The sequence below is a fragment of the Vibrio sp. 3-2(1) genome (assembly GCF_963887575.1).
Classification (GTDB): domain Bacteria; phylum Pseudomonadota; class Gammaproteobacteria; order Enterobacterales; family Vibrionaceae; genus Vibrio; species Vibrio anguillarum.
In genome coordinates this window covers 378,577-391,338 of record NZ_CAWPGB010000011.1, presented here as the reverse complement: position 1 = coordinate 391,338, position 12,762 = coordinate 378,577, and the positions used below count along the sequence as shown (strand labels likewise).

Below are 12,762 nucleotides of genomic sequence, written 5' to 3'. Positions count from 1 at the left end.
AATCTAGGTGTACTTTATACATAAATAGGTTGTCTATCTTTAAGTAAATGTTAACAAAATGAGTTAACTGTTAATTGCTTGATGTGCCATTTATATGCGCCATATGGAGAAGTATTGGCTAAAATGTGAATTTTTAATCAGATAAAATAACTAAATATCCTTATTTTCCAGGTTAATAATTTGTTGCATGTTTTCGGTGTGAATGCTAGTTTGTATCAAAAATGGGAGTTGGAATACTCTGCAGTAGCAAATACAGGGAGTTAAGCGCATGACTGATGTACCGGCGCTGAATATTAAAGAGCTGCACAAAACCTTTGGTCAAAACGAAGTACTAAAAGGAATCTCGCTAGAAGCTCGTAAGGGTGATGTGATCTCCATTATTGGTTCTTCTGGCTCGGGAAAAAGTACCTTTCTTAGATGCATCAATTTACTTGAAACACCAACCTCTGGTGATATTTGGGTCAATGGTGAACTCATTCAAATGAAAAAAAATCGGCAAGGTGAAGCTTCACCTGTGAGTGAAAAGCAGGTGCAACGAATTCGCTCACGCCTTGCTATGGTATTTCAGGGATTTAACCTTTGGTCGCACATGACGGTGTTAGAAAACGTTATTGAAGCACCAATTCATGTGTTAGGAGTACCGAAAGCACGAGCCATCGAGAGTGCTGAGGTGCTGCTAAAAAAAGTCGGCCTGTATGAACGTAAAGACTATTATCCTGGTCACCTTTCTGGTGGGCAACAACAACGTGCGGCGATTGCTAGAGCGTTGGCCGTGGAGCCAGAAGTCATGCTGTTTGATGAGCCCACTTCTGCACTTGATCCTGAATTGGTGGGTGAAGTGTTGGGTGTTATGAGAGACTTGGCAGAAGAAGGCCGTACTATGCTGGTAGTGACTCATGAAATGGCCTTTGCTCGCGATGTTTCAAACCATGTGATGTTCTTGCACCAAGGTTTAGTGGAAGAGCAAGGAGATCCAGCCATCCTGTTCACCCAACCTAAATCTGAACGGTTAAAACAATTTATATCCTCTATTTATTAATGTGTTCATTATGTTGTGGTATTCGCCACGGCATAAATATTAAGCAAAACCAACATAAACATAGCATGATAAATAAGTAAGACCTCAATCACAGGAGTATGGAAATGAAAAAGTGGTTATTAGTTGCAGCCGTTGCTGCTAGTGCAATGACTGGTATGGCCCAAGCGAAAGAATGGAAGACGGTTCGTTTTGGTATAGAAGGGGCTTATCCTCCTTTTAGCTGGACAGAGGCTGATGGATCTCTCAAAGGCTTTGATGTTGATATGGCCAATGCGTTGTGCAAGGAGATGAAAGTGGAATGTAAAATCGTTCCACAAGACTGGGATGGCATTATCCCATCACTGCTTGCACGTAAATATGACGCGATTATTGCAGCTATGTCGATTACCGACGAGCGCAAGAAAAAAGTCGATTTCACTGGTAAGTACGCATTAATTCCCAATAAATTTATCGCCAAGAAGGGAGCCGCGTTGGATTTTTCTAAAGAAGGTCTAAAAGGGGTGAAAATTGGTGTACAACGTGCAACAACGCACGATAAGTATCTTACTGATAATTATGGCGATGCAGTTGAAATTGTCCGTTATGGTTCATTTGATGAAGCCTATCTTGACCTAGCCAATGGTCGTATTGCGGCAGTATTGGGTGATGCCTCTGCATTGGAAGAGGGTGTGCTTAACAAAGCGGGCGGCGAAGCGTATGAGTTCGTCGGCCCATCATTAACCGATCCGAAATGGTTTGGCGATGGTTTTGGTATTGCGGTTCGTAAACAAGACAAAGATCTCACTCAAAAACTTGATATGGCGATTAAATCTCTTCGTCAACAAGGGATTTACCAAGAAATTGCGACCAAATACTTTAATTACGATGTATACGGTGAATAAGCTGTAACATCATATCTTACCCATATAATTAGAAGGTGAGAGTGGGCCGAGCATATGAATATGTTTATCGATCACTCTGTCATTAGGGCTGGTTAGCTCAGTTGACTCCACCTTCTCAATTATGATGGGAATCCATTGATTCTTAACGGCTGGATCCTAGTTCCAGAAGTACTCAGCCGTTAAATTCTCCAGGGACTAGGGATGAATTATGTTGGACCTACACGGATATGAAGCCTCAATTTTGAAGGGAGCGGTGCTGACCATTGAAGTTGCCGTGCTCTCTTTATTACTTGCCATGTTACTTGGCATGCTAGGTGCGCTAGCCAAGCTTGCACCTTACCGTTGGGCAAGAGCCATTGCCACTCTTTATACGACCATCATTCGCGGTATTCCAGACCTTGTGTTAATGATGCTTATTTTCTTTGGCGGTCAAATATTGTTGAATAATAGCCTTTATTCAATCAACGAATGGCTAAACAATTGGTTTATGGCAAGTGACCCGAGCCATGAATGGACCGCTTATCTCCCCGATTATATTGATGTTAGCCCTTTCATTGCTGGGATACTAACCATAGGTTTCATTTTCGGTGCCTATATGGCTGAAACCTTTCGTGGCGCTATTATGGCGGTTGATAAAGGAGAGATGGAAGCGGCGAAAGCGTATGGTATGAGTTCTACCTTAGCATTTAGACGCATTTTGCTTCCTCAAATGGTTCGTCATGCATTGCCAGGGTTTGGTAACAACTGGTTGGTATTGCTCAAAACGACGGCACTTGTTTCCATTATTGGATTAGAAGATATGGTCAGAGTCAGCTCACTCGCGGCGGGTTCGACAAAAATGCCATTCACCTTTTATATGGCTGTCTCAGTGATCTTCCTTTTCTTTACCAGTGTATCAACCGGTCTTCTCAAATTGGTTGAGCGCAAGTTCAGCATTCACACGAGGTAAATATGGATTTTTCCCTTATTGCTCAAAGCCTACCAATTTATTTTAGTGGGCTATGGACAACGGTTTGGCTGGTGGGGTTGTCGTTAATCATCGGTTTGAGCCTTGCCATCCCCTTAGCGATTGCTAGGAATAGCCACAACTATTTTATTCGTACTCCAGCATGGGCTTATACCTACTTTTTTCGTGGTACACCGTTATTAGTCCAGCTTTATCTCATCTACTATGGAATGGATCAATTTTTCCCGGTGAAAGATACCTTGTGGGAAAACGCTTGGTTTTGCGCGTTGGTTGCTTTTGTTCTCAATACGTCCGCCTACACGGCTGAAATTATTCGCGGTGCGATCAATGGGTTGCCTAAAGGGGAAGTTGAAGCGGCGAAGGCATACGGAATGAGTACTTGGAAAACGTATCGACGAATTATTCTACCGAGTGCGTTAAGGCGCGCACTGCCCGCTTATAGTAATGAAGTTATCTTCATGCTTCACGGTTCTGCGGTTGCTGGTATTGTTACCATTATGGATTTAACGGGAGCTGCGCGTTTAGTGAACTCTCGTTATTATGCTCCATTCGAGTCATTTTTAACCGCAGGTTTGTTCTATATGGGCTTGACCTTCATTATTTTGTTCTGCTTTAAACAGGCTGAAAAACGCTTCTTAGCTTATTTGCGCCCATTAAGCTGAAGGGCTGCGAGTAGCAATTTGTTGTACCGAGTTTGTTTCTATAATCAAGGCATAGATTAAAATAAGAAGCGCGCTGAATGCGCGCTTCTTATTGGCACGTTACTTTCTGTTCCTACAAAGAAAAACTGGACCAAATTGGCGCGTGATCAGAAGGTTTTTCTATTCCTCGAAGTTCATAGTCGATGCCGACTTCTTGGCATTTTTTTGCTAGGTTCGGGGTCGCTAAAATGACGTCGATTCGTAGCCCGCGGTTATCATCAAAGCCGCGTGAGCGATAATCAAACCACGAAAATTGATCATTTACATCCGGATTTAACTGACGGAATGTGTCAACAAAACCCCAGTCCATTAAAGTTTGTAACCATTCGCGCTCTTCAGGTTGGAAAGAGCATTTTCCCGTTTGCAACCAGCGTTTTCTATTGGCTTCACCAATCCCAATATCCAAGTCGATAGGGCTGATGTTAATGTCTCCCATCACAATTATTTGTTCGTCAGGGGAATGATGTGACGTTAAGTAACCCATTAGATCTTTATAAAACTGACGCTTATAGGGATATTTTGTTTCATGGGAAATATTCTCCCCTTGAGGAAAATAGCCGTTGAGTATGGTTGTTTTTTGGCCGTTGTCATCTTCAAAAGTGGCCATAATCATGCGTTTTTGATGATCTTCATTATCGCTAGGAAAGCCTTTCTGTACTGAAATGGGTTCCTTCTTACACAACATGGCGACGCCATAATGCGCTTTTTGACCATGGAAATAGACGTGGTAGCCCATGGCTTCAACATCCTCAAGAGGAAAAGCGTCATCGTGTACTTTGATTTCTTGAAGTCCAATGACATCAGGTTGATGCTTATCAATAATCGCTTGCAGTTGATGAAGGCGAGCTCTCAAACCGTTGATGTTAAAACTGATGACTTTCATAAGGGATCCTTAAGATGAGTTGTGCGCAAGATGTTACCATTTCAAGGCGCAAGGACAAGACGAAAAGCGAATCAATTCTAATACGTAAATTTTTTGAATAGTCAGAAAGGATATTTTTATTAACATTTATGTAAACTTACGATTGATCTCTCAAGTCAATATGCTCTAATTAAAGTCGTCACCATTTCGTCTGAAAACCCTATTAGCGCAGCATAAGGATGTAGTATGCGAACACTTTCGGTTCAATGGAAAATAACCCTTTTAGCCGGCCTTTGCCTGTTAATTACGTCATTGTCTCTCATTGGTTTTTCTGTTTATAACGCAGTGAATAACCAACAAGCAATAAAACAACAAAGTTCAGATTCTGTGATCAATAAATCGCAGCAGTTATTAGAAACTCGGGCGCTGCTCAATGCCACCGAAGTATCTGAATATCTCAGTGAAGCCATGTATCGGGCTCAGATGCTTGCTGATACGGCCTTGTTTTTCAAATCAAATACCGAAGAAAATTTTGGTGAAAGCGAAGCGTTAAGGACATCTTTAGATGAAATGGTTCGCAAGACGGTAGTCAATTATCCCAATGTTCAGGGGGCTTATCTCGTCTTTAAGCCAAATTTGCTCGATAGCGAGGATGACAACTACCAGAATGCTGACTATGTAGGCTCAAATGAAATAGGTCGATTCGCTGCATACTGGATAACGTCCTCCAATGGTGAAAATGTGGTGGCAAATGTATTAAGTGAAGTGGCATTGAAGGATGAAGGAAACAGTGAGCGTTTCGCCTGCCCGTTAACAACAGCTAGTGCATGTATCTCATCGCCTAAAATCGTGATTCAAGACAATGAAACGTTTCTTACTTCTTCTCTCTCTGTGCCCATTTTGATTGATGGCGTTGCGATTGGCTTTTTTGGCATCGATTTAAAACTTAGCCCACTGGTAGCGATTGCACTGAGTTCAGATCAAAGTCTATTTGGTGGTAGTGGTAAGGTCTTTATTGTCAGCTTAAATAACACGCTTATTGCGACTGATGAGCGTGAATTAACCTTAGGCGCGCCACTGGCTGATTCAGTCTTGACTACAAAGGAGATTGCCAATCTTCTAGCCGAGGGTAAAGTCCATTCTCAATGGAATTCAGATCGGCAGTGGTTGTCTGTCTTTGCTCCCATTCAGGTGGCGAACCAGACTTGGGGCGTGGTTTTTGAAATGCCGACATCGAGTGTGCTAGCTGATGCCAATCAACTGGATCAAATCATTACTCAACAGGTAGAGAATGGCGTTAGAGCGGAGCTATTAGTCGGCGCATTGCTAGTCTTTTTAGGGCTCGCAATCATTGCGTTAGCTGCAACCCAAATTGTGAAACCTATTCGAGCGGTCGTGGAGCGGTTACAAGATATTGCTTCTGGCGAAGGGGATTTAACTCAGCGGCTTGTCATCAGTAGTCATGATGAAATCGGTGATTTGGCACGCGGCTTTAACCAGTTTTTAGACAAATTACAGGCTATCATTCAGCAGATCGTAGAAAGTGCGAACCAAGTAGCTCAAACGACTGAACAGGCACGGCAGTCTGCCGTACAAACGCGTAGCCGTAGTGAGTCTCAATTTAAAGAGATGGATATGGTGGCGACTGCCTCTGAAGAAATGACACAAACAGCAAGTCTCGTTGTGCAAAATGCCGAGGCTGCGGTGCAAGCCGCTTCACAAGCTAATCACTCCGCACTGACTGGGCAGGATGTCATCCGTGCCTCTGAAGCTGAGATGCATAAGCTGGTGGTGCGAATGAGTGATGCGGTGCCTGTTGTTGAAGAGTTGGCTCAAAACAATATCAATATTACCGAAATTTTAACGGTCATTGAGGGAATTTCACAGCAAACCAATTTGCTCGCATTAAATGCGGCTATAGAAGCGGCTCGGGCCGGAGATCAAGGGCGAGGGTTTGCTGTTGTCGCCGATGAGGTACGTAATTTGGCCCAGCGGACTCAGAACTCTGTGGGTGAAATACGCAAAGTGATAGAAAAAGTCCAACAAGGTACTGAGGGCGTAGTTGAGGTGATCCAGCAAGGAAACGCGTTAGCAAATGGAACTGCGATGCAAGTCCAAAAGGCCGTTGCTGAATTAGAAATAGTGTTTGAATCCATCTCAGCAATTAACGATATGAATAGTCAGATTGTGAAAGCGGCCCAAGAACAGCAAGCCGTCTCTGGTGAAGTCAACCTCAACCTATCCAATATTCGTGATCTTAGCGCGCAGATATTGATACTGGTCGGTGAATCAGAATCGGTTGGTGCTCAGATAAGCCAACTCTCGGCTAAGCAGCAACAGTTGGTTGGGCAATTTAAAGTCTAACGGCTGAAAGAGTAAGAAGTAGATGTTTGCTTCTTACTCTCTCGCAGTATCATCCAGTTTACGCAATAAATCCTGCTGTACGATTTTCAGCGCTTCAAGTGCGGTGTGTGGTTCAATCTGATTGGTTTCTAATAAGTAGATGAGATCGACAGCGAGCTTTATCTCTTCAGACGCACCGTCTAGCGGTACAGTAGGATCATTCATTTTATTGGTTTTTCTCCCTGAACGTAATTTGTTTTTCGATCTTAGCCTTAGCTTCTTGGCAACGCTTGAGCCGTTGCTCTACCGTTAATAACGCTTTTTGTGCTTGCTGCTGACTAACGGCAGAAGTTTGCTTGAGTCCTAGCTCTTTTTCTCTCACCATATCCATCAGCCTCCGCTCCCATTCTTGGTGCTGGGCCAGCTCTTGATATAACGCGTTGATCGGTTTGCGATAATAGCTGCGATGCTTGGGCTCACTTTTTCTGATCGATACTGTCGATATTTCGCGTTGGATTGCCGCAATTTGTGCAAGCAGTCGATCGGTTAGATATTGAGCTCGTTGACTGGTTAGCCGTTTGCTCTCTTGTTCGCGCACGATGGAATCAAAGGTCGCTTTTGCTTCCATAACACAAGGGATTAATAAGTGCGCTTTACAGTGGAACAGGCGCTCATCAAACAGAGCCTGATGGTGTTCACCACGAGTTCGGTCAACACTGGCGGCTTGTTGCTTCAACTCTTCAATTAAGGACTTCAATTGAGAAAAATGGTTCATAAGCCTGCAAACCACGCATCATAAGTCAGCTTAATTGCAAGCACACTGACCACACTCACAAACACCGGACGAATAAATTTAGCGCCGAAACGAATCGCTGAATGTGCGCCAACAAAAGCTCCAACCATCAAACAAACTCCCATAGTCAGTCCCAACACCCAGTCAATATGCCCCAAAATGGTAAAGGTAACCAATGACGTTACATTACTGGTAAAATTCATCGCTTTAGCAAGGCCAGAGGCCAATAAAATGTTGAGTCGGTATAACGCCATCGAACTGACTGTCCAAAATGCGCCAGTCCCTGGCCCTGCCAGTCCGTCATAAAATCCAAGTATCAAGCCTTGCGCATACTGCTTTTTGTGAAGTACAGGGCTGGGGGGCGGGCTGACATTCTGGTGTGCATGTGGTGTTTTATGCCATATCGTATAGATAGCGGCAGCTAGAATAATAAGCGGCAGCACTTTTTGTAGCCAATCGGTGCTGATCGCATCGACAGCAAAAGTACCTATGGTTGCGCCAATCAAGGTGGCAATGAAAGCTCTGACCCAGCAACTTGGTTGAAACAGCTTCTTCTGATAGTAGGTTAATGCGGCAGTTGATGAGGCAAATGTTGCTGCCAGCTTATTCGTTCCTAGTGCGATGTGCGGCGGAAGACCGATTGATAATAACGCGGGTACAGTAAGCATGCCACCGCCGCCAGCGACGGCATCGATAAAGCCAGCAATAAAAGCAACAAGCGCCAACACAATCAAAGTGGTTGGCTCAACAAATTCCATGAATAAAATCGGCCCTGAGTAATGAGATGAAAGGGCGCAGCGTTAAGCCCCTAGCTAATATTCTATTGTTCTTTTAAATGGAGGAAGCGAGTCCAATAATGATTTTCCGTAGCGTTTTGAAACGATTCGGCGATCGAGAATCACGACTCTACCAGAATCACGCTCTTTGCGCAGCAATCTCCCGACGGCTTGGATCAGCTTTTTGCTGGCTTCAGGAACGGTTATCTGAATAAAAGAGTTTCCGCCTCGCTTCTCTATGTATTCGGCGTGAGCTTGCTCAACTGGAGAGGTTGGTACGGCAAACGGAATTTTTGTGATCACCAGATTCTCCAAAAGTTCTCCTGGTAAGTCTAGCCCTTCCGAAAAGCTACTGGTGCCAAACATTACGCTCGTTTTACCACACTGCACTAGCATTTTATGTTTATTTAGAATTTCTGTGCGTGATATTTCACCTTGGACTTGCAGCGCCCAGCCTCGTTTAACAAAATCTGTCGATATTTTTTCAGCCACTTCGCGCATTTGCCAGTAAGAAGCAAACAGCACTAAATTAGCTTTGTTTGGCTGAATAAACTCAGCGAGCCGCTCTACCAGATAATCAGTATACTCTTTCGCTTGCGGTTCAAAACGCATGGCTGGAATGAGTAACTCGGCCTGATTTTGATAATCAAACGGTGAAGCGAGTGCTAGGAAACGTGTGCCATCTTCTGCCTTTTCACTGATCCCTGCTTGCGAGCAAAAGTAGCTGAATGAGTTAAGAGCTCGCATCGTCGCGGAGACTAAGATTGCGCCTATACAGCGGCTCCAGATCTGTTGATCAAGTTGCCAACCAATTTCTAGCGGTGAAACGTTAACAATGAAATCACCTTCACGTTCAGGGTGAATTTCAAGCCAACGTGCCAAAGGGGCTCCTTTCTCTCGCTTGGGCTCCGCCATCAGCAACCATACTTGGGCAAGGTTCTCTAAACGCTGAATATAAAAGCCTAATTCAGTCAGTGCTGGTTCTGCCAACCGAGCGGCGAGTTCGCCTTCCTTAACTCGCTCAGCAATCAAGTCCGTAATTTTAGCGACGGATTGATTGGCTTTTTGAGAGAGCCGCTTCAGGGTTTTAGACTCTTCTTCAAGCCATTGTGGCAGTTCTCCATGCTCAAAACGGTATCGCTTTTCTTCAAATTGTTCGGGTACAAACTGCTTTGTCAGTTGGCTCAAGCTTGGGATAAGTTGTTGCAGTGTGTCTTGCAGTTCGTTACGAAAACGTGCCACTCGTTTTTCTTCGGCTAAGCTTGAAAACTTGGTTACGGATTGATTGAGTTTTTCTAACCAACTAGCTGCGCCTTTCAAGCTTGCTGACGCTGAAGCGTGATCACGTGCTACATGAGGTAAGTGGTGTGCTTCATCAAAAATGTAAATGGTGTTTTCGGGCTCAGGCAGAATGACACCACCGCCAAGGTCAGCATCCGCCATGACCAAGCTGTGGTTGGCAATAATGACATCGGCTTTATCCAGTTCCGAACGCGCCTTTTGAAAAGGACAATCTCTGTGGCCAGCAAAGCTACCATTACAACTATGCTTATCACTAACAATCAGTTGCCATAACTCATCTTTAATCGCTTTTGGACACGAGTCGCGATCACCGTTCCATTTTCCTTGAGCCAGTTTTTCATACATGGTGGTGAATAATTCAACGTCTTTTTTTTGTGGCTTTGATTCGAACAGGGCAATTTGTGAGCCATCTACTCCACACGCAGCCGCGAGTTTTTCGGTGCAACAGTATCGTTGACGTCCTTTGGCAAGGATAAAAGAGAATTGACGATCAGTGATGCGTCTAAATAAAGGCAAATCTTTGCTGATCAGCTGTTCTTGAAGTGCCACTGTGGCTGTCGAAACAACAACCTTTCTATTATTCAACACTGCAACAGGAACCGCTGCCATTAAATAGGAGAGTGATTTCCCTATTCCTGTACCCGCTTCAGCAATCAAGATTCGGTTGGACTTGTGATATGAACCGCACAATGTTTTTGCAATCTCAGCAACAAGATAATTTTGTCCTCGACGAGGAATGAAGTTTTCGAGCTGAAATTGCAGGTTTTGATAACTATCCCGAATGGATTTTTGGATTTTTGTTGTAAGCATACACAGACCTAAATAGCAGAGTGCCGAGTCTAGCACAGTTCACTAAAGGATACGCAGTTCACGAAATCGTATGCTTTTAGATCAAATCTAGATCTTGTTCACAAAAAAAAACTGAACCTTCAGGAACTTATGTTTAATTCTCATTGTGGAAAATATAAAACTGCCTATTCGGTTAAATGATGACCTCAATATCTATTTTATCTTTCAAAAATAAATTTTATTGGTGTTTAATTCTGATGTTTCATGATTGTTAGTTTTTAGATTGAGTGATGTTTTTGCTTGGAAGTCGCCCGTAATTTTATGAAAACATCATGTAACTATATGTTTTTAATTGTTTTTACCTTTATTTTTGTTTATTTTTTAGGATATTTGACATGCAGGATAATCTTTTGCAATCTAATCCTTGAGATTTAATGGCGGCAACGAACCGAGTTTAAATTTGGAAGTTGCCAGCAAAAACAAAGGGAACCGGATAAGGAATTCCCATACATAAGAAAAGGCAGTGGATTAATTATGAAAAAGACTCTATTAGCACTAGCAGTGCTTGCGGCAGCGAGCTCAGTTAACGCAGCAGAAATTTACTCTAACGATAGCACTTCAGTTGGCCTTAAAGGCGAAATTGATGCTTACCTAATTCAGAAAGAAAAAACAGCTTCTGATGTTAAAACAAAAGAATCTGCTGATTTCTCTACTTGGGCAAAAATCCAACTAGATGCTTCTCATAAGCTTTCTAATGGCCTAACCACTTTTGGTTCTTTCGAATTTGAAGGTGACGGTTCTGCTGGGGTAGTAGTCGACGACCTATATGTCGGTGTGAAAGGCGATATCTGGGGTGTGGCTGTTGGTGAAACTGGTGATTTCGCAGAATCTTTTGATGCAATTCAAAAAACCGATATTGCTAACGAAGGCAACTACATCGGTCTAGATCGTCCTTACGAAAGCAAAACAGAAGGTCTTGCACTGAAAGTGACTCCTGTTGGTGGCCTAACCTTAGTTGCGGATGTATATACTAATAACACTGACAAACTAGATAACTCTTACGGCCTATCAGCTAACTATGCGATGGAGATGTTCTCTGTTGGTGCTTCATTCAACAGTAGCGAAGTGGCAAAAGACTACGATGCAAGTTCATTCGGTGTATCTGCTTCTGTGGATGTTGCTGGTTTCTTCTTCGCGGCAACTTATCTAAGTACTGAAGGTTTAAGTACGCTTGGTGCGGTAGATACACAAAGTGTATCTCTAGCTGATAAAGATAAAAAAGTACTTGCTGCTTTAGAAGGCGATGTATGGAACTTGGCGGCGTCTTACAAAGTTGATGATCTTCGCCTATATACAACTTACGCATACGGTGATTTCGATAAGCTAGTAAGCTTCAGTGATGTAAACAACAAAACTAAGCTGGATGCTCAAGTTACAGACTTGGTTGTTGGCGTAGACTATGCCGTATCTAGTAACGTGCTAGTTTTTGTTGAATATGAAACAGCGAAAGCTAAGAAAGATTTTGCTGGTAACAAATACCAAGATATTACTCTAGGTGTTTACTACACGTTCTAATCCGAGTAATTTGATGAAAAAAGCCGACGCTTAGCGTTGGCTTTTTTCATATAGGAGTTGTAAAAGTGAAAATGGTAAAGAACGTTATTGTAAGTTTATTGATGTTAGTGAGTTTTTCTTCATTATCTCAATCGCTTGATTTGCAAAGAGGCATTACTTTGGAAGTGCTGAATGAAGCGCTATTCACGGATGAAGAAAAACCAATATTTATTGATGGTGAAAACCAACTGATTCTCACCTTTGCTGGTCGCTTAAAGAAAGTGGCTAAGCCAGAGTATTTCTCGTCTCTCCCTTATGTCATTCGAACAGAGATTAAAGCTGGAGATAAGCTATCTGTGGAGCTGGTTTCGGGTCGATACGAAGTTATTCAGGAGAAGCAGTTTAAGAGTGAGCCGATTTTTGTTTTGAAGAAAAACGGAGTCGAAGTCACAGATAGTAAACAATATCGCCTTGAGCCAGAAAATGGTTCGCTGATGCCTTATTCAGATATTCGTTCTTTGACAATTAAGCAAAACCGCAAAGAGGGTGTCATTTTTGAATCTGGAAAGTTTCATCATTTGACCGACGAATTAAAATCGTTGGGCACTTCAGCTCAATCGACAAAATACACTGAATCGGAAGCGGCCTTACAGCTAAAAATTTGGTTTAGTAAAGCTTCAAAAGAAGAAAGACGAGAGTTTTTGGATTGGGTTGTTCAAGGTCTTTATACTGAATAGGTTATTCCGTACTACACC

At 43.0% G+C, this 12,762-nt stretch carries 12 protein-coding genes; 7 read left to right on the top strand and 5 right to left on the bottom strand.

Going from position 1 to position 12,762, the window contains the following annotated elements:
* Positions 1-268: 268 nt before the first annotated feature.
* The 4 genes from AACQ79_RS04380 to AACQ79_RS04365 all read left to right on the top strand — a co-directional run bounded on the left by AACQ79_RS04380 (position 269) and on the right by AACQ79_RS04365 (position 3,549).
* On the top strand, positions 269-1,039 hold the full coding sequence (locus AACQ79_RS04380; RefSeq protein WP_013856548.1) for an ABC transporter ATP-binding protein: 771 nt from the start codon (positions 269-271) through the stop codon (positions 1,037-1,039).
* Between the two features lie 104 nt (positions 1,040-1,143).
* On the top strand, positions 1,144-1,920 hold the full coding sequence (locus AACQ79_RS04375) for an ABC transporter substrate-binding protein (RefSeq protein ID WP_026028918.1): 777 nt from the start codon (positions 1,144-1,146) through the stop codon (positions 1,918-1,920).
* Between the two features lie 208 nt (positions 1,921-2,128).
* The gene (locus AACQ79_RS04370; RefSeq protein ID WP_013856550.1) at positions 2,129-2,869 is read left to right on the top strand and encodes an ABC transporter permease; all 741 of its coding nucleotides are present in this window, start codon (positions 2,129-2,131) and stop codon (positions 2,867-2,869) included.
* 2 nt (positions 2,870-2,871) lie between these two features.
* Entirely contained in the window at positions 2,872-3,549 is a 678-nt protein-coding gene (locus AACQ79_RS04365; RefSeq protein ID WP_017045191.1) for an ABC transporter permease, read from the top strand.
* Positions 3,550-3,661: 112 nt separating this feature from the next.
* On the opposite strand, the gene xthA is transcribed toward AACQ79_RS04365, so the two are convergent.
* Positions 3,662-4,471, bottom strand: a complete 810-nt coding sequence (gene xthA / locus AACQ79_RS04360) for an exodeoxyribonuclease III (protein ID WP_013856552.1) — start codon at positions 4,469-4,471, stop codon at positions 3,662-3,664.
* A gap of 225 nt (positions 4,472-4,696) precedes the next feature.
* Here xthA and AACQ79_RS04355 point away from each other — a divergent pair, with 225 nt between their 5' ends.
* The gene (locus AACQ79_RS04355; protein WP_170898569.1) at positions 4,697-6,814 is read left to right on the top strand and encodes a methyl-accepting chemotaxis protein; all 2,118 of its coding nucleotides are present in this window, start codon (positions 4,697-4,699) and stop codon (positions 6,812-6,814) included.
* A gap of 33 nt (positions 6,815-6,847) precedes the next feature.
* On the opposite strand, the gene rsmS is transcribed toward AACQ79_RS04355, so the two are convergent.
* Genes rsmS through dinG form a run of 4 tightly spaced genes read right to left on the bottom strand, consistent with a single transcriptional unit; the run spans position 6,848 to position 10,474 of the window.
* Entirely contained in the window at positions 6,848-7,018 is a 171-nt protein-coding gene (gene rsmS / locus AACQ79_RS04350) for a pleiotropic regulatory protein RsmS (protein WP_013856554.1), read from the bottom strand.
* 1 nt (position 7,019) lies between these two features.
* On the bottom strand, positions 7,020-7,568 hold the full coding sequence (gene priC, locus AACQ79_RS04345) for a primosomal replication protein PriC (RefSeq protein ID WP_170898567.1): 549 nt from the start codon (positions 7,566-7,568) through the stop codon (positions 7,020-7,022).
* A complete protein-coding gene (locus tag AACQ79_RS04340; protein WP_170898565.1) occupies positions 7,565-8,344 on the bottom strand; it encodes a sulfite exporter TauE/SafE family protein in 780 nt (259 codons plus the stop codon). The genes priC and AACQ79_RS04340 overlap by 4 nt, the downstream gene beginning before the upstream one ends.
* Positions 8,345-8,398: 54 nt before the next feature.
* The gene (gene dinG, locus AACQ79_RS04335) at positions 8,399-10,474 is read right to left on the bottom strand and encodes an ATP-dependent DNA helicase DinG (RefSeq protein WP_170898563.1); all 2,076 of its coding nucleotides are present in this window, start codon (positions 10,472-10,474) and stop codon (positions 8,399-8,401) included.
* A gap of 513 nt (positions 10,475-10,987) precedes the next feature.
* Between dinG and AACQ79_RS04330 the strand changes: the two genes are divergently transcribed.
* Both AACQ79_RS04330 and AACQ79_RS04325 read left to right on the top strand, forming a co-directional pair.
* Entirely contained in the window at positions 10,988-12,028 is a 1,041-nt protein-coding gene (locus AACQ79_RS04330; protein WP_064625530.1) for a porin, read from the top strand.
* Positions 12,029-12,099: 71 nt separating this feature from the next.
* Positions 12,100-12,744 carry a DUF2057 family protein gene (locus AACQ79_RS04325; RefSeq protein ID WP_064626135.1) on the top strand — a complete coding sequence of 215 codons (645 nt, stop codon included), beginning with the start codon at positions 12,100-12,102 and terminating at the stop codon, positions 12,742-12,744.
* The last annotated feature ends 18 nt before the right edge of the window (positions 12,745-12,762 follow it).